The sequence below is a fragment of the Cryobacterium inferilacus genome, from assembly GCF_019599185.1.
In the GTDB taxonomy this organism is placed as follows: domain Bacteria; phylum Actinomycetota; class Actinomycetes; order Actinomycetales; family Microbacteriaceae; genus Cryobacterium; species Cryobacterium inferilacus.
The window spans coordinates 1-18,464 of the sequence record NZ_JAIEUL010000033.1; the positions used below are offsets into that span (position 1 = coordinate 1).

The window sequence follows — 18,464 nt, forward strand, 5'->3', positions numbered from 1 at the left end:
TCCGACACCGTCGCCTCCGGCGACGCCTGCACCCGCACCGGGACCGTGTTGATGAACAGTCCGACCGTGCGGTCGATTCCCGGCAACGGAACATCACGCCCGGACACGACAGAGCCGAACACGACGTCCTCGCTGCCGCACGCCCGCCCGAGTACCAGACCGAAAGCCGCCTGCACCACGTGGGCCAGCGTCGCACCGGTTCCCGCGAACCGCTCACCAAGCCGCACCGCGAGAGACGCCGACCCGACCCTGTCAACCCGCTCCGTACCCACGCCGGCCGTCTCGCCAGAGAGCGGCAGGGCGGCGGTCGCTTCGTAGCCGCCGAGCGCCTCTGCCCAGTAGGCGTCACTGCGCGAGGGATCCAGCTCGGACGCCCACGTCGCATACTCGGCGAACGTCGGAGTCTCTCCCCCGTCCCCTGCTGGCAGCCGCGGCTGCTGCTGACCGAGTTCGTGGTGAATCTCGGCGAAGCGGCGGCACAGTTCGGCGAGACCCCAGCCGTCCAGGATGACGTGGTGATGGGTGAAGACGACCCGGGTGGAGAGGTCGTCGAGCGCAAAGACGTCGCAGCGGAACGGCGCCTCCCCCGCCAAGTCGAAAGGCCGGGCGTGTTGCTCTTCGGTACTGGCCCGCATCACGGCCTGCTGCTCCTCAGTCGGTCGACCCCGCAGGTCGACAGCCGAGAACGGGAGGGGCGAGGAGGCGAGGACGATCTGCAGAGGGACCCCGACGCCATCCGAAACCAGACGGGAGCGCAGCACCGGGGTGCACCGGCCGAGTTCTACCATCGTGCGTTCGAGACGGTCGCGATCGAACGATGTCGCAAGCTCGTATTCGAGCTGGACAATGTGGTCGGTGCCGCCCGCGAGGTGTTCGAAGAGCATGCCCTCCTGCAGCGGCGTGAGTGGATGCGCCGCCTCAACGGTGCCTCCGGCCCGGGCGAGCAGGGCGTCGAGCTCGGTGATGCCCACGCCTCGCAGCCCGAGATCCGACGGCAGAACACCCTGCACGGAGCGATAGCGCTCGGTCGCCGCATAGTCCTCGAGGGCGAAGCGCAGCGCGTCCACGACGGCCACGTCGGCGGCGAGGTCCGCCCGCAGTCGAAGGTCGACGACAAGTTCGCCCCCGACGACCGCCGCGTCGACCGAGAACGCCTGCCGATCGGTGTTGCGTGCGGAGGACGCCTCACCGTATGGGTTGAGGCTGCCACCACCAGAGTCACCGAGAAAATTGACAACGCCGAGTCCCGCCCGGGCGTGCTCGGCGGGGAACAGGAGTCCCGCGGTCAGTCCCTCGTTCGGCACCGACCGAAGCGCCTCGCGGGATGCCCGGATCAGCTCGGCGGCGCCACCGTCTGCGATGACGACGACCGGATAGACGGCGGTGAACCAGCCGACAGTCGCCGACACGTCGATTCCGTCGAGCGCCGCGACGTCCTCGGGGCGCCCGTGTGATTCGATCAGCAGCGGAACCCGGGTGAGGCCCCATGCGCTTTGGGCTGCGGCGGTGACGGCGGCGACGAGGATCTCCTGCGGTCCGGCAAGCAGCGTTGTCGCGTGCCCGGCGACGAGGGCCGCCGTCGCCGTTTTGTCGAGCACGATCCGATGCCCGACGGCCGCGTGCGACGGAGCAGCGGCGGCGGGGCGCAGCCGCTCCGGCAGTTCGGCAGCGGCCTGAAGGACTCCCGTCCAGTGCGAGCGGTCGTGTTCCGCCTCCGAGGAGCGGCCGAACGCATGCAGGGCGGCCGCCCACTCTCGGAACGGCGCGGAGGCGGCCGCCCGGGGCTGCGTGAGGCCGGCGGAACAAGCCGTCAGGACAGTGGTGACGTCATCGGCGATGATCCGCCAGGACACGGCGTCGACCGCGAGGTGGTGAGCGGCGAGGAAGAGGGAGGTGCCGTCGGGCATTGATACGACGGCCGCGGCGAGGAGCGGTCCTGTCGTGAGGTCGCATCCTCCCAAGAGAGCCGTCGCGAGCCTCTCGCGCTCGTCCTGCGCAGCCTGCTGGCTCAGGCCGGCGAGGTCCCAATCGTGAAGGAGCACGGGCGACGTGTGCCCGGGGGCGGGGACGACGAGGCCGTCCACTGCCAGTCGCGCGCCGAGCACTGGGTGCCGCCTGACGAGCTCGACGAGCGCCGGGGCCACGTGCGCGAGGTGCGCGGCGGCGAGTGGGATCTCGATGCTCTGGTGGTGGTGGTGCGGGTCCGCGTAGCCCCGGGAGAGGAAGTCAGTGAGGAGAGGGGTCGGCACAATCGCGCCGTCCGCGGCGAGTGCCGCCAGCGGTGCCCCGACGGGAGCCAGGGCGTCGGCGATCGCCCCTGGTGTGCGGAGCCGCATGACCTCACGCACGCGGATCCGGTGGCCGCGTCGTGCGAGGGCCGCGACGATGAGGATGGCGGAGATGGAGTCGCCGCCGAGCGCGAAGATATCGGCGTCGACGCTGACCTCGTCGAGGTGGAGGACGTGGGCGACGGCCTCGACAACGGCGGTCTGCTCCGTGCTTGTCGCTGCACTGACCGGTTGCACCGTGGGGGCGGGTAGCCCACGGGTGCGAAGCGCAGCCCTGTCGAGTTTGCCGTTCGGGGTCAGCGGGAGCATGTCGACGCGAGCCAGAGCGACGGGTACCATGTGCTCGGGCAGCACGCGGGCCAGGGCGTCGAGGGCCGCCTGCTCGTCGATCGGTGCCCCGGAACTGAAGAAGCCGACGAGTCGAGATCCGCGTTCGTCGTCGACAACGATTGCGGCGGCGCCCGTGATGTCGGCGAGGTCGGTCATGGCGTGCTCGATCTCGGCCGGCTCGACACGGAAGCCGCGGATTTTCACCTGGTCGTCCATCCGGCCGAGGTACGCGTACGAGCCGTCAGGCACGCGGCGGGCGAGGTCGCCGGTGCGATAGTAGCGTCCAGAGCCCACCCCGAACGGGTCAATGACAAAGCGCTCGGCGGTGAGACCGGGGTCGCCGACATAACCACGGGCGACTCCGACGCCGCCGATCCACAGTTCACCCGGCAGCCCGGTGCCGACAGGGCGGCCTCCCCGAACGATCCGCACGTCGACTCCGGGGATCGGTGCACCGATGTTCACGGTCCCAGAGCCCGGGACGTAGTGGTGCACGGTCGCGTCGACGGTGGCCTCCGTCGGGCCGTAAACGTTCGACACCACCGCACCGAGCGCCGAGGACGCCCAGTCGGCGGTCTGCGCATCGAGAGCCTCCCCGCCGACGAGCAGCGCGGCCAGCCGTGGGGCGATCCCCGCGGGTTCCCAGGCGCGCCGGAGCGCCCGCAGGTACGAGGGGGTGCAGTCGAAGGCGTCGACGCCCAGGACGGCAAGGCGGTCGGCGAGTCCGAGGACGTCATCGCGCTCATCGTCGGTGAGGATGACGAGGTGCCGTCCGGTGGTGAGTGCGCCGTAGATCATCTTGATCGACGCATCGAACGCGAAGGAAGCGAGCAGCGCGATGTGAGCGACTTTCGACTCCTCCAGGAGCGGGGCAATGAAGGCAGTGCATAGATTCTGGAGGCCACCGTCTTCGATGACGACGCCCTTGGGGGTCCCCGAGCTGCCGGAGGTGTAAATGCAGTACACGGCGGTCGAGGCATCGCCGTGCGGCACGGTGAACGCAGGGGCGGAAGTGGAGTCGGTGAGCATAGCCTCGTCGAGGAGGAGGACTGCGGTGCCGGGTACGACGAGGTCGCCATCGCAGTCGATCACACAGCGGGCAGCCACGTCCGCGACCACCCGGAGCAGGCGTTCAGCCGGTTGCCGACGCTCCACGGGCGTGAAGATGGCGCCAGCGGCGAGCGCCGCCAGTTCGGCCACGATCATCCGCTCGCTGCGGTGGGCGACGACGACGACGAAGTCCCCCGGCCTCACACCGGTGGAGACGAGGCGCCGGGCAAGGGACCCGACCGCTCCGCTCAGTTCCGCGTAGCTGAGCGTACGGTCGCCGCAGGTGAGTGCGGGTGCCGACCCGTGGTCGGAGGCGAACCGGCCGATGCTGGCGATGGTGGTCATGAGTGCTCCTGGATGGCGACGTGTCGCCGTGGATCAGAGGAAGTCGATGTCGACGAGGGGACGGTCGAGGTCCCCCGCGAACGCTGACACGAGGTGGACTAGGTGGTCAAGCAGGAGCGCGGCGGAGTCGGCGTCGAGGACCGAGGACCGGTATTCGACGCCGAGTGCGTCGGTCAACTCCGACCGTTCGAGGGTGAACTCGATGGCGAACTTCGGTTGGAGGCTCACCGGCCCGACGACGCGGGCCATGGTCCGCCCGAGATCGACGGCGGCGGGCGACGCGGCGCGGAAGGCGAGGGCGATCTCGACGAGACCACGCGCCGCCGTCCCGTGCCGGGCAGTGAGCGCCGAGGTGATCGTGGCGAGGGGCACCGCGCTGTGCTCGAGCGCCGTCGACGCCACCGTGCTCGCCTCGTGCAGGAGGCTCCGAAGCGTCGAGTCATCGGTTGGCCGGAGTCGGAGAGGGACTGTGTTGACCCACATGCCCAGTTCTCCCGTGCGCCCCTCGGCGGCGCGCACGTCGACGGGGACGCCGATGACGACGTCGTCGAGCATTGTGTATCGCTGGACAAGCGCGGCGACGGCGGCTGCATACACGGCGAACGGGGTGATCCCCTCCCGCGCGGTGAGCGCGTCCACAGCGGCGCGGAGTTCTTTCGGCACTGTGAGGGCCGCACCCGCAAGCGTTTCGGCCGAGCCGGAACCGCCGAACATCGTCGTCGCGGGCTCCGGCAGCGTGTCGAACACGTCAAGCCAGTGCGCCAGATCGTCAGGTCGGTGGGCCGCGCGCTCGGGGGCACCGCTCGGCGGCAGAGGAGCGGGCACGAATCCCGTCCGGCCTTTTCCAAGCCCAGAAGTGAGTTCGTCAAGAAGGATCCCGAGGCTTGTGCCGTCGAACGCGATGTGGTGGACGTCGAGGAGGATCACATCGTGGTCGGCGGACGCGGCGATTCCTGCCCGCAACAGCGGCGGGTCGTCCAGATGGAACGGCCGCGCGAAGGAATCGATGAGTGTCATGACATCAGGGTGGTACGCGAGGGTCTCGATGGCGATCGGTCGCGCCGACGTCGTCCGGCCCAACACGGTGTCATCAGTGAGCTCTACGCGCAGCCGCAGAGCCGGGTGCCGGGCGACGATGCCGGTGAGGACTTCGGCGAGCCGCACGGCATCCACTCGGCCGTCGCAGATGAGCGCGAACGGCACGTTGTACGCACGACTCCACGGGTCGGCCGCGCATGCCGCGTACACCCCGCGATGGATCGGATGCAGCTCGGGAGCGGTCGAGGGGTCCGGGGAAGCGGCTCCAGCGGAAGTCTGGGTGCTGGGGGCCCCCTCGGTGACCGCAGCGAGCACTCCGCCGGGCGTCGGAGCGGTGAGCACGGTGCGCACGGCAACGTCGTAGCCGCCGGCCCGGAGCAGGTGCACGATTCGCATCGCCTTGAGGGAGTCTCCGCCCGACTCCAGGAACCGGGTGTCAACCGTCACGGTCGCGCCGAGCGCCAGTGCGTAGGCGGCCAGCACGGCGCGTTCAACGCCAGTGCGCCCTGTCACGGCGTCCGAATCCGAACCCTCCGACGAAGAGTCCTGCTTGGTTCGGCACGGCACGGCGGCCTTCCGCCGCAGTTCCGCCAGGTCAACTTTCCCGGTCGCGGTGAGCGGCAGTGCCGGGAGGACCCGGATCTCGGCGGGCACGGCGTAGGAGGGAAGCACCTCGTTCAGCCGCGCACGCAGTCCTTCGATATCAGGTTCCGCATCATCTACGGTCAGCCGGGTTGCGAAAGCGACGAGTTCGGTCGCGCCAGTCGTGGTCGTCCGCGCGACCACTGCGACACGCCCGACCGTCTCGACGTCCTCGAGCGCCGTGACGATCTCTTCAGGCTCGACGCGGTGGCCGCGCACCTTCACCTGATCGTCGATTCGGCCGAGAAAATCGAGGGTGCCGTCGGCGTCGCGGCGTACGAGGTCGCCCGTACGGTAGGCCAGTCCCGAGCCGAAGGGGTTCGTCACGAATCGTTCGGCCGTCCGTTCCGGATCATCGAGGTAGCCAAGAGCCACCCCGTCGCCCGTCACCCACAGTTCTCCCGGGATTCCGGTACCGAGTGCGCGGCCGCCCCGGACCACATGCAATCCGGTGCGGGGGACGGCCCTGCCGATCGGGATCGAGCGGAAGCCGCGCCCGACGCGGTGCGTGGTCGCGAATGTGCCCGTCTCGGTCGGACCGTATCCGTTGATGATGCTCGTCGTACCGTCGTGCTGGTGCAGGCGGCGGATGTGGGTGGGCGAAAGCCGCTCCCCGCCGACGAGGAGTTCCTTGACGCCTGCGAAGAGCGCCGGGTCATGTTCAACGTGCATGTTGAAGAGTGAGCTTGTGAGCCACATGTGGGTGACGCTGTGCCCCGTGATCGCGGCTCGGAGGCGGACGGAATCGAGGTGAGCGTCCTCGGCGAGGAGCACCAGCGCGCCGCCGTTCAACCACGCACCCCAGATTTCGAAGGTGGCAGCGTCGAAGGCGAGCGATGCGCACTGGAGGATGACGCTCTCCGGCGAGAGCGACACGTAGTCCACGTCGACGACAAGACGAACGACTGCGCGATGAGGGACGACGACGCCCTTGGGACGCCCGGTCGTCCCCGAGGTGTGGAAGACAGCGACTGGACCGTCGACTGACGTGGTCACAGGCCGGGTGCCGCCTCCATGAGGCTGAGCAGACCGCGTGTCCACCACCAGCGGGGATCCCGCCAGGCCGGCGATTCTGTCCCGCGCCAGGTCGTCCACCACCGCGATGGCGGCGAGCCCACTGCCCTCGATGATCGCGCGGAGGCGCTCATCGGGGAGGCCGGGATCCAGCGGAACATACGCGGCCCCGGCCTTCACAATTCCGAGAATCGCGATGAGCGTCGGCGCGCTGCGCCGCGCGATCAGACCGACGGTCGCACCCATACCAGCGCCGGCTGCCGCCAACAGCGCCGCGACGGTGTCAGAGGCGCGGTCGAGCTGAGCATAGTTGAGGCTGTCATCTCCGTGCACGAGCGCGGGTCGTTCGGGGTGTCGCGCGGCGACCCGGCGGAACGCGACGTCGACCCGTGCGTCCGGTCGCGACGGCCACAGCTCCGCTTCGGTGGCTTCGTCGGGGAGGGACGTGGGCACGTCGCCGACGAGCGCGTACGGGTCGACGGAGAGCAGCGCGAGCGTACCCGCCAGGTGCCGCAGCAGCAGAGACATATCGTCACTACCGAAGCGGCGTCCATCGAAGAGCACTGTCAGCAGCAGGCCGTCGTGCGTCTCGGAGGCGAGCAGCGTGACCTCGAAACCTGTCCGCTCGGTGCTCTCCCGCCGCAGATCCAGGCCCGCCGCCTCGATCGCCGAACGCGCTTGCGAGAGCCCTTCGTAGAGGTAGAGCGTTCCGAGCGCCGCGGCGGTCAGGCCGCCTCGGCGCAGCGTTTCAGCCAGCGGGGCGTGGGCGCGAGGCAGCGCCGAGAGGGAAGCGGCGTGCACGCTCTTCACGAGGGCCGCGAGACTGGTGCCCGGCTCGACGCGGGTGCGTGCGGGAACGGTGTTGATGAGGGCACCCGCGACCTGGGCGATGCCGGGGACCGGCAGTCCGCGCTGCGTCACGGTCTTGCCGTACAGCACGTCGGCCACGCCCGTGACCGTTGCCAGCGTCACGGCCCAGGCGGACTCGACCACCGCGCTCACCGTCACGCCCAGACGGGTTGCCACGGATGTTACCGCGTCGCCGGCGGTGCGGGTCAGCGGCAGCGAGACGGACCCGATGGCGTCGCCCAGCGGCGAACGTGAGGCGGTGATCACCGCTGTCGAGTCTCGCTCGAACCCGGCGAGCATCGCCGTCCACCCGTCCTCGTCCTGAACGCTCTGCGCGGCGGCGCGCACCTGCGCGCGAACAGCTCCGCCGTATCCGCGCACCGTGGATTCGCGATCGGCCGGAGTACCAGTTGGCGCCGCCGACCCGTCGTGCCTGGCGATGAGCTCAAGAAGGAGGAGGTCCTGCGACCAGCCGTCGAGGATCACATGATTGTAGGTGAGGATGAGGCTTTGCCGTTCGGGCGTCTCGATCAGGAGGACCCGCGCGAGTGGTTCACCGGTGAAGCGGAAGGGGGTGCGCCGATCGGTGTCCTGGAGTGCGGCTGCCGCTGCTTCGTCCTCAGCCTCCACGACGACCATCGGCAGCTGGGTTCCGGCGAGAACGAGCTGCGTGAAGCCGCCGTCAGCGCGTGGGACGATGCGCACACGCAGCGCCGGATGCCCAGCCGCAACGGCGCGAACGGCCACCAGCAACGCCTCGGCCGACAGTCGGCCGGGAGCGGCGTCGTAGCGCTGCTGGACGACGAACGCCGTGTCGTCCTCGTCATGCATCGTTGTGTAGACGATTCCGGCCTGCATCGCCGTGAGCGGCAGGACCGCCTCGATATCGTCGGGGACTTTGACGCCCGGGGCGGGGTTGATCGCCGCGGTCACTCGCGGATCCCGACCGTTCCGGCGCTCCTCGGCGATCCACGCCGTCTCCATCCATTCGTCGTCCGTCGGGTCGGGAGCATCGGCGACGCGACCGGACCCAGCCGCGCACTCTCGGAGCGTGCGACCGGCGAGCAGAGACGCGAGGTCGATCGTGCGGCCGCGCCGCCGCAGCTCCCCGACGACGAGGACGCCGGTGAGGGAGTCGCCGCCGAGCGAGAGCAGCGAGTCATCGGCTCCTGGCTCCCGGATGCCGAGTACCAGGCTGACGACGGCGCCGACCTCGTGCTCCGTCTCACCGGTGAGAGGTGCGCCGGTCGCCGTTGTCGGCCGGGGCACGAGCGCCGCCAGGCGAACCCGGTCGAGCTTCCCGTTGCCGTTCACGGGTAGTTTGTCCAGGCGGGTGCAGGAAGCGGGGAGCATTCGGGCGGGGAGAACCGCGGCGAGGGCGAGCGGGGCGCGTTCAGCAGCCTCAGCGTCGTCCGTCACGACGAACGCGTGCAGGCTGCTCCTCGTGTCGTCGATGCGCACGCAGCAACCCGCGTCCCGCACGCCGTCGATCGCGGCCAGGGCCTCCTCGATCTCGCCCAGTTCGATCCGTTGACCCCGCACTTTCACCTGGTCGTCGCGGCGGCCCAGGTAGTCGAGCTCGCCGGAGGGCAGCCACCGTCCGATGTCGCCCGTGCGGTACAAGGGTCCCTCGCCGAGCGGATCGGGGATGAAACGGCTCGCGGTCAGCTCGGGGCGGTCAACATAACCGCTGGCCACGCCGGCGCCGGCGATGCAGATCTCGCCGGGGACGCCGACGCCGACAGGCTCGATACCATCAGGCTCGAGCAGGCGGACGCGAGCGTTGGGAAGGGGGCGGCCCAGGGTCACCCGCGCGGCGTCGGCACCGATCCGGCTCCCGGTTGCGAACACGCTCGTCTCGGTCGGCCCATACATGTTCTCGAGCGTCGCGGCCGAGCCGTGCCGCTCCGCGATGCGGTGGAAGCGGCGGGCGATTCGGGGCGGGAGCGCCTCGCCGACGGACAGAAATGTCGTGACCGTGCGCAACGTCATCCGCTCCTCAACGATGTCGAGGAACGCGGTCAGCACACTGGGCACCATGCTGACGAGGCCAACGCCGTGCCGTTCGATGGTGTCGGCCAGGGCGACGAGGTCGAGGCCGTCGCGGGCGACAGCGATGGACCTCCCGGTCGCTGCGGGCAGCAGCATCTCGGACACCGACGCATCGAACGCGAAAGAGGTGTGAAAGAGCACGGCTCCGCTCGGGGGCATACCCGTGTGCGCAACAAGTCCCGTGATGAGGTTGGCGACGCCGCCATGGGTGAGAACGACACCCTTCGGCCGCCCCGTCGTGCCGGAGGTGAACATCACGTACACCGCGTCATCTGGGCACACGTCGACCACGCGACGGGGGGAGGCGGGCGCGGTGCGCAACGCGGTGACGTCGATGAAGGTAGCCGAGCCCGCAGTCGCGAGGACGTCATCATCGCCGATGACCGCCCGGGCACCGGACTCGGCGAGGATGAAAGCACGGCGATCGGCGGGGTCACGGGGACTGACGGGCACATACGCGGCCCCGCAGCGCAAGACCGCGAGGACGATGAGGACAAGATCGACGCTCGGCTCGGTGCAGATCACGACGCGGTCCCCGGCGCCGATGCCGGCCGCGGTGAGGACCGCGCTCATGGCGTCGACGCGCAGGTCCGCCTCACCGTAGCTGATGGAGACATCCCTGTCGACAAGGAGCGGCACGCTGGGGTCGGCGCGGATCGCTGCGTCAACGAGTGCCACAACGGTGGTGCGCAGCTCAGTGCGCGGCCCGGTGCCGAGAATCTCGAGCAGGTCACCCTCGGCACGCGGCAGCGGTACGGAGCGCCCGGCCCGAGCGTCGGACCCGGCGACGAGCGCGGTGACGACGGCGTCGAGGCGGCCCGTCAGCAGCGCCGAAAGGTCCACCGGATCCTCCGAACGACCGACCCGAACGCGCGCGGGTTCGTCGTCGAGGAGTATCACCTCCACGGTCTCCGGCGTCGGCCACGGCGCGTCGAGCCGGGTACGCGCTGTGGCGGCACCGTCGATCACAGCGATGCCCGCCGCGCGGAGGGTCGCGACAACGTCGGCGAGGTGCGCCGCGAGCGGCCGATCCCGGTCTGACGGAAGCTCGACCCTGACCTCGTCGCGGCCCTGGACAGCAACGACAAATTCCACGGTCGAGGCCTCGCCCAGCTCGCCGAGGACGAGCGCCGCCGCTGCGAGGGCAGCCTCGCCGCGGCCGGGAAGTTCCGACTCGGCCGCCGTGGGCAGCGTCGCCCTTCCGAGCGTTCCTCTTTCCTCCCCCATCGTCATGTCAGAGCGTCCGCTGGCCGGCCAGCACTGCCGGCTCGACTCCGCCGACCGCGCCGGAGAGCAGAACGTCGCTAGCGCTGACCAGGTCGGCAGCCGGCAGCACCTCGAGGTCGCCGTGCGATTCGGAGCCTTCGTGATCGCAGCTGACGATCCAATGGTCCCGCAGGCGCCAGGACTCGAAGCGTGTGTCAGAGAGCGGCTCGCCCAGGTCCGTCGACGCGAGCTCCTCGGACAGGCCCTCTCCGGAGCGCTTCGCGAAGCTCTCCTTCATGGCCCACAGCAGCGTGGCGGCATCGGCGGGCTCGGCAGACGCGTCAATCACGCCGCGCTCGCGCTCTGTGGCGATGACGCGGCACGCCTCGACGGCGCGCTCGTCAACACGCTCGGCGTCGATTCCGACCTGGCGGCCGGACACCGCGCACACCTGTACCTCCTTCGTGTGGGAAAGGTTGAAGGGGGGCCCGTCGACGAGCCGGGGCTTGCCCCGCTCGTCGATGAGCCAGCCGCGTGCGGAATCGCCACCGTGCGTCGCGCGGTCGAGGACCACGCGCGCGAGCCAGTAGGCCAGGACAGAGCTCCTCGCCGTGGGGCGGTGGCTGATCCGCCGCCAGCGGAGGAGCCGCTCCGCCGGCATGCCGAGCGCGAGCCGGTCGATCGCCGCCTCCGTCACAGTGGTGCCGTCCGCGCACGCGACCACCGTCACCGGTACTTCTCCGTGCGAATCGTGAAGGTCGCGATGATCAGCACGGCCGACAGGCCGACAAGCAGCCCCAGCGGTCCAGCGAGGCCGGCGAAGCCGTTGTCCTGGAGCGCTTCCTCCGCTGCCGCCAGGAACCAGCGGGCGGGAAGGTAGTCGCCGATGCGCTGCATCGCCTCCGGCATCACATCGCGCGGCCACAGGGCCCCGCTCAGCATGAGCATCGGCAGCGTCAGTACCGAGTACAGCGTCGCCGCGAAGATCGCGGTTTTCGCGAAGCGGAAGATAAGGACGCTGAGAGCCGTGCAGAATGCCGTGAAGCACAGTGCCGACAGCGCCACGCCGCCGATCTGCGTCGCAGTCGTCCCGAACGACACCGGGGTCAGGGTCGGGATGACCGCGAGCACCACGGCAACCTGCACCGCCGCGATGAGCCCCATGCTGATGAAGTACTGCACGAAATAGCTGCTGGACCGCAGCGGCGTCGTCCGCACGCGGTCGTACACGCCGCGGATGCGATCGTCGAGGAGCATGCTCGCCGCCGACGCCATCATGAGAACGAGGCCGAAGGCAAGGAAGCCGAGCGCCGTGACCGACTTCGTCGCCTCCTCCGTGCTGCCGAGGTCGAAGTTCAGATACTCGGCCGCGAATTTCTCCTCGAGGTATATCGTCAGCGCATCGGAGAACCGCGCCTCGTCCCCTGCAGCCGCAACGCCGATTGCGTTCACACCGACCAGGTAGGTGTCGACCCGCTGCTTGAGCGAGTCGGTCTGATTGTTGTCTCCACGGTCCATGACAGTGACGACGGGGCTCTCCCCGGCGATCACGCTGTCCGTATAGCCGGCGGGAAAGCTGATTCCCAGGTCGTACGCCGAATCCTCCAGCGACGCGGTCTGCGTCGACGGGTCTTCGACGATGACGATCGTGCTGTCTGCCCCGAAGGTGTCGGTGAACGACTCGGTCACCTCAGATGTCTCCGCGGAGTGAACGCCGATGACCCACCTCGCCTCCTGCACGGAGAGCGAGATGATGAATACGTTCACGACGACGGGGATCAGTAGCAGGTAGACCCAACTCGACTTCTTGCGGAACATGCGTCGCAGGTTGTTGGCGATGATGGTCATGCGGTTCTCCTCTTGCTCGCAGCGATCGCGCTGATTCCCGTGAGGCCGGCGATCAGCGCGGCGAGGATGCCGATGTTGCGCCAGGCGACGTCAAGTCCGTCCCCGAACACGGCGGCGAACAGTGCCTCCCTCGCGTAGAAGTTCGGTGATATCTGCTCGGCTCCGAACAGGTCGATCGCGATGAAACCTCCGCCGAGGAAGGTGAAGCCGATGAGGACGACCTGGATGATCGTCGTCGTCTTCTGCATGTCCCGCGTGACGGTCATGATCGCCATTCCGAGGGAGATCGCGAAGGCGCCGAACACGAAGACGACCAGCAAAGCGAGCGGAAGGTTGTCACCCCAGGGCACCCCGAGCGCGAGCCCCGTGATCAACATGAACAGCGCCCCTTGCACGAAGGTGACGAGACTGTACGCACTCAGCTTCCCGACTATCATCTGCCAGGTCTTCTGCGGTGCAAGGTGAGTGCGTGACTGCATCGCACCGAGGTACTCCTGGCTGATACCGAACGAGCCGTACTCGGCGCCGAAGAGCAGCAAGAACAGGAGCATTCCAACGGAGTAGTAGATGATCCCGGTCATCTCGCGCACGTCGTCGATCGACTGCTGCTCGATGGCCGTGCTCTGGCCGGACGCATCGAGCTGCTCGCCGAGACTCTGGATCGCCCAGGAGGCGTTCGCGCCGTTGTTGAAGCCGTCGACGACGGAGCTGACGACGATGTAATTGATGCCAGAGTACTGCTCGCTGTACACCTCGACTGTCGCCTGTCCGCCGTCAGTGTCGAGATCCGCAGTGAAGTTCTCGCCGAGGACCAGGAGCGCACCGAGCTCCTCGTCCTGGACCAGGGAGCGCCCCGCGGCGGAGCTTTCGACCTCGGTGAACTCGGCGACGTCCTGGAACGCCGCGGTCCCGCTCAACTGCTCGAGGTAGGTCGCCCCGCCCTCGCCGAGGTCCTCGGAGACGTAGCCGATGCCGACCTTCTCGAAGTCCGGCGTCTGGAACGCCGAGTTGAAGGCGACCCCCAGGATGACGGTGATGCCGACGAACTGGAGCAGACGGATCAGCGAGACCTTTTTCTCCGCCCAGGCCTTCCTGAGCGCGTATTGAAAGTGTGTTCCGATGATGTGCATAGTGTCCTAGTCCCTCAGCGTCCGGCCGGTCAGGCTCAGGAAGACCGTCTCAAGGGTGGGGCGCTTCTCGCTGATGCTCACGAGGTTCAGGCCCAGTGCGAACACGTCTTTTGCTACGTCGGCGAAGCGGCGGGCAGGGTCCAGTCGCAGCGTGACCGTTGACTCCTCGAGCTCGATTTTGTCAAAGGCGGCGATCCCGGCAGCGAGGACGCGGTCGGCGTCAGCCGCCGCCTGCTCCGGCGTCTCCAGTTCGAGCAGGACGATGCGCTCGAGGGTGTGCTCGTCGACGACCGCGTCGATATCGCCGTCAGCAACGACTCGCCCGTCGTCCATGATGACGACCCGATCGCAGACGGCCTGAATCTCCTCCATGTAGTGGGAGGTGTAGATGATCGTCGATCCGCCGGCGCGAAGCGCCCTGACCGACTCCAGAATATGGTTACGAGACTGCGGGTCCACGCCGACGGTCGGCTCATCCATGATGAGGATCCGCGGCTTGTGCACGATGCCGCAGGAGATGTTGAGTCGTCGCTGCATACCGCCGGAGTAATTCTTCGCTGCCTCCTTGCGACGGTCCCAGAGTCCGGTGAACTCGAGCGCCTCACGAACTGCGGCGCTCAACTCACCGCCTCGCAGACCGTACAGCTTTCCCCAGTAGGTCACATTCGCGAGGCCGGACAGCTCGGGGAAAAACGCGAGCTCCTGCGGCACAAAGCCGATCGACGCGCGGGTCTTCGCAGACAAGCGGCGGGTATCCTCGCCGAAAACTGACACGCTGCCTCCGTCCGGTTTCACGAGGCCGAGCAGCATGCTGATGGTGGTCGACTTGCCCGCGCCGTTAGGGCCCAGCAGACCGATCGCGTCGCCCTCCGCGACGTCGAAGGTGACGCCGGCCACGGCCGCGTTCGACCCGAACGACTTCCTGAGGTCGTTGACTTCGATGATCATTGTGTGCCCTTTCCGATCAGTTCGATTCGTCGGCGCTGGAGCGCCGCGCTGACATCGGCGACGACGGATCGCACGATGTCCTGGTTCTGGTAGAGGAAGAAGTGACCGCCGGGGGCGGAGCGAAAGTCGATTCCCGTCGCGGCGAGCTCACGCCAGGCGTCGACGCCGGGGCGATCGATGCTGAGGTCATCCACCCCGTTGACCACAGTGATGGGGCAGTCGACGGCGGCGCGCTGCGCCCACGCGTAGGTCTCCGACAGTTGGAAGTCCGCCCGGAGGACGGGAAGGAAGAGGGCGCGCAACGACGGCTCCGCGAGAGCCTCCTTGGTGCCGCCGCCGTAGGTGTCGACTGCGGCGATGAACGCGTCGTCGTTGGCGATCTTGTGGATGTCGTTCGACTTCAGCGGGATATGCGGTGCGGAACGCCCGCTCACGATCAGGTGACCGGGGAGGTCGTCGGTTCGTTCGCGCAGCGAGGACAGCGCCTCGTAGGCGACGAGGCTGCCCATGCTGTGTCCCCAGATCGCGTATGGCACCCCGGGGCGGCGTTGAGCAAGAATGCGCATTGCAGCGTCGGCTCCCGCACTGGCGGCGTCGATCGCCGGTCGCTCGTCGTGGCGCGTGCCTCGGCCAGCGAGCTCGATGGGCAGCACCTCCACGTCGGCAGGGAGCTCGGGTCGCCAGCGGAGGAACGCTGTCGCGGATCCTCCGGCGTGCGGAAGGCAGAAGAGTTGCATGGTCACCGTTCGGTTGTGGTTCGAATGAGCGGGGCGAGGCTGAGGAGGTCGGTGGCTGCGGCGGTTATTCGCCCGCCGGCACCGGCACGGGCCAGCTGCGGGTGGGCCGCAGCTGGTACCGCGGCAGCGGGATCATGCGCCTGTCCGGCGGGGCGGTGAACGCAGTCAGATCGGGTGACCCCCCGCGAGCGAACGCTGCCGCCGCCTCGGCCGGGGTCGCCGGTTCAGCCGCGCGACGCCGCCCACGCGGTCCGGCGAGGCTGCTGCTGAGGTACACGCCCGGCGGCGTCAGTTCGCCGCCAACATGCTGGCCGAGGATCTCAACGAGCTCAGCGCGGCTGCCCGCAGTGATCGCAATCCGGTGCCCGTCGTGCACGTGCTGACGGGTGGCGCTCGTGTGGCAAATCGCGGCGAAGTCCTCGTCGACCGCCTCATCGAGGAACGCCAGGTCCGCCTCGAGTTTCGCCGCAAACGACTGGGGGTCGCTCGCGGAGGCGCAGTAGATGGCGGTGGTGTCCGCTCCGTCTGTTCCCGTTGGCGGGGCAGGTGCCGGTGCCGGTGCCGGTGCTCCACTGACAGCCAGCATGCTGTTCGCGCCGCCGAAACCGTTGGTGTAGATGATCCCGAGCCGACGACCGTTCGGCGACTCCGGCCATTCCTCGAGCGAGGTGGGCACGTAGAACGGTGAGTCGACCAGGTCCATGAGGTCGGTAGGCGTGTCGAAGTGGGGCAGTGGCGGAATGAGCCGGTGCTCGAGAGCCTGGAGCATGACGGTGAGGTCTGCAATACCCACGGCGGACTGAAGGTATCCGAAGTTGGGAGTGAGTGCCGTGAGGGCAGCGAACTGCCGTCTCTTGCTGAAACGCCTGATGGCACCGAGCGGTCCCATTGTGTCCAGCGCCTCCTCCATGGGGTGCGCGTAGCCCTCGCCCAGGAGCAACCCGATGTCGTCGACGTCGATATTGCTTGAACGGATGAGATCGACCATCGCCTGCTCGACGGCGTCCGGTGCATTTTGATCGAACCGTCCGTCGCTGCCGTTGTTGGAAATCCCCCACCCTTCGATGACACCGTGGATACGATCGCCATCCTGGATCGCCTTGTCGAGTGATTTGAGCACCGCGAAGCCTGAGTACTCACCGGTGTACATTCCGACGTTGCGGCGGTCATAGAGCTTGGTGACGCTCGCGTCGTCAGGGGTGACGGCGAGCCCGCCCCGGTTGTACAGCTTCACGGGGGTGAAGTCGAGGTAGAACCCGCCGGCGACCGCAACGTCGCAGCGGCCGGAGCGGATCGCGTCGCATGCCGTTGCGATGGCCGTCGTGGACGATGCGCAGGCGGCGTCGATCACGTACGCGGGGCCGCGGAAATCGAAGGCACGGGAAATTCGGGTGGCGATTCCACTGGTCCAACTGCCGAAGATCGCGGCCTGGGGGTCGGTCATCGCACCGGTCATCATCGCCAAGCCGAGGAAGGACTGCAGATGGTCCTTGGTGTGGTTGTAACCGACGTACACGCCGGTGCGATAGCGAGTCGCGGCTTCACCGACGTGACCGGCATCCTCGACCGCCCGGAACGCCGACGTGAGGACGACCTTCGCGTGCGGAAGCAGGTGCGCCGCCTCCTGGTCGTCGAAGCCGAATACTGCCTTGTCGATCGCGCCGATGTCCTCGATGTACGCGCCCTTGGCGTTGTGTTCGGGGCCGCCGTGGGTGCCGGGCGGCATTCCGGCGGCGATCTGGTCGCCGCGGAGCAGCGGAGCGCGCCGAATTCGGCTGCCGCCTTCCTTCACGGTGCGCCACACGTCGTGGTAATCGTCGGAGTCCGAGGTGCGTGAGCCGAGACCGATGACGGCGATCGGGCTTTCCTTCTTGACGAGTTGGAGGAGCGTCACGGCCGCCTCCTTCGACACGGTCCCATCGCGCAGCCCCGCCAGTACCGCGTCTGCAATGTCAGTGCGCAAGGATCCCCTCCTCCTTCTTCCTGTGCCCGGAGGTCGGCTCCGCACCGTATCCGGCGAGGAAACGAACCGGAAGCAGTGTTGAGTTCTCGAGTGCGCGCAGCGAAGCGGTGATCTCCCCTGGGGAATAGCCCTTGAGTCGACCGTTCTCAACCCACAGGTCGATGATCGTGACGACGGCGTCCGTCCAGCGCCCAGACAGCGCCTCGGCTGGCTCGGTGGGGAGGGGCTGCTCTGCCAGCAGCTGTCGAAGTCGCTTTCCGATCACGAGGACCGCGTCCTCTCCCTCCGTTCCACCGACCCGGTTGCGTGTCCCCACGAGCTGGCCGAGCGCACGCTCAGCGAGATAGCGAAGGTTCAGGTATTTCTGCACAGCCACGGTGTCGAGAAAGTTCTGCGCATTGACGGACGTGTCCAGCGCACCGGTGATCATCGTGTCGGCGACGTGTGGACGCAGGCGCGAGACGATAGTGTCGCCGGGACCGATCTCGAGCGCAATCTCGACCCCGAGACGGGTGAGCGCGTCCGCCTGAAGCTGCGAGTCGTCGTCCTCGGCGCCGATCGCGTTGACCGCGCGGAGCATGTCGTCAGTGTCTCGGAGGACGACCGCGTCATCCAGGGATGCAACGGCGATGTCGGTGGGCTGGAACCACGACTTCTGCGCGGTGGCTCCGAGCGCTATCGCGACTCCATGGGAGAGCTCGAGCGCCCCGGCTGAGACCAGTGCGGCGAGGACACCGGTGCCGGTACCGATCAGGACCGGCGGAGATGGCAGCGGGAAAGTGGCCATGAACGTCTGGTAGAAGCCACAGCTGATCGCAAGAACGGCGGCCGACTTCGCTCCGGCTGACGAACCAGCCGCCGTCGCCTCGCTGTACCAGACGGTATCGGCGAGCGTGGATCCCGTCTGCAGGGAGAATTCGGTCTCATATGGGCCGAGTACCGAGAAATTCTCGTGGAGTTCACGCCCGATGCCGGGGCGATATGCCCGGTCGCCCGGGAAAAGAATACCGATCATCGAACCATT

At 68.2% G+C, this 18,464-nt stretch carries 9 protein-coding genes; all 9 read right to left on the minus strand.

What is annotated here, in order from left to right:
* A partial coding sequence (locus K2F54_RS18170; RefSeq protein WP_220607271.1) for a non-ribosomal peptide synthetase occupies positions 1-4,013 on the minus strand: 4,013 nt, incomplete at its 3' end.
* 33 nt (positions 4,014-4,046) lie between these two features.
* On the minus strand, positions 4,047-10,841 hold the full coding sequence (locus tag K2F54_RS18175; protein ID WP_220607272.1) for a non-ribosomal peptide synthetase: 6,795 nt from the start codon (positions 10,839-10,841) through the stop codon (positions 4,047-4,049).
* Position 10,842: 1 nt separating this feature from the next.
* Positions 10,843-11,544, minus strand: a complete 702-nt coding sequence (locus K2F54_RS18180; protein WP_220607273.1) for a 4'-phosphopantetheinyl transferase family protein — start codon at positions 11,542-11,544, stop codon at positions 10,843-10,845.
* A complete protein-coding gene (locus K2F54_RS18185) occupies positions 11,541-12,662 on the minus strand; it encodes an ABC transporter permease (protein ID WP_220607274.1) in 1,122 nt (373 codons plus the stop codon). The genes K2F54_RS18180 and K2F54_RS18185 overlap by 4 nt, the downstream gene beginning before the upstream one ends.
* Complete coding sequence (locus K2F54_RS18190) at positions 12,659-13,792, minus strand: ABC transporter permease (protein WP_220607275.1); 1,134 nt, start codon at positions 13,790-13,792, stop codon at positions 12,659-12,661. Before K2F54_RS18190 ends, K2F54_RS18185 begins: the two co-directional genes overlap by 4 nt.
* 6 nt (positions 13,793-13,798) lie before the next feature.
* Positions 13,799-14,740: an ABC transporter ATP-binding protein gene (locus K2F54_RS18195; RefSeq protein ID WP_220607276.1), complete on the minus strand. Its 942-nt coding sequence runs from the start codon at positions 14,738-14,740 to the stop codon at positions 13,799-13,801.
* Positions 14,737-15,477 (minus strand): thioesterase II family protein, encoded by a 741-nt coding sequence (locus K2F54_RS18200; RefSeq protein ID WP_255577295.1) that lies wholly within the window; start codon positions 15,475-15,477, stop codon positions 14,737-14,739. Before K2F54_RS18200 ends, K2F54_RS18195 begins: the two co-directional genes overlap by 4 nt.
* Before the next feature lie 64 nt (positions 15,478-15,541).
* Complete coding sequence (locus K2F54_RS18205; RefSeq protein ID WP_220607278.1) at positions 15,542-17,440, minus strand: beta-ketoacyl synthase N-terminal-like domain-containing protein; 1,899 nt, start codon at positions 17,438-17,440, stop codon at positions 15,542-15,544.
* Entirely contained in the window at positions 17,430-18,455 is a 1,026-nt protein-coding gene (locus K2F54_RS18210) for a hypothetical protein (protein ID WP_220607279.1), read from the minus strand. The genes K2F54_RS18205 and K2F54_RS18210 overlap by 11 nt, the downstream gene beginning before the upstream one ends.
* Positions 18,456-18,464 lie beyond the last annotated feature (9 nt).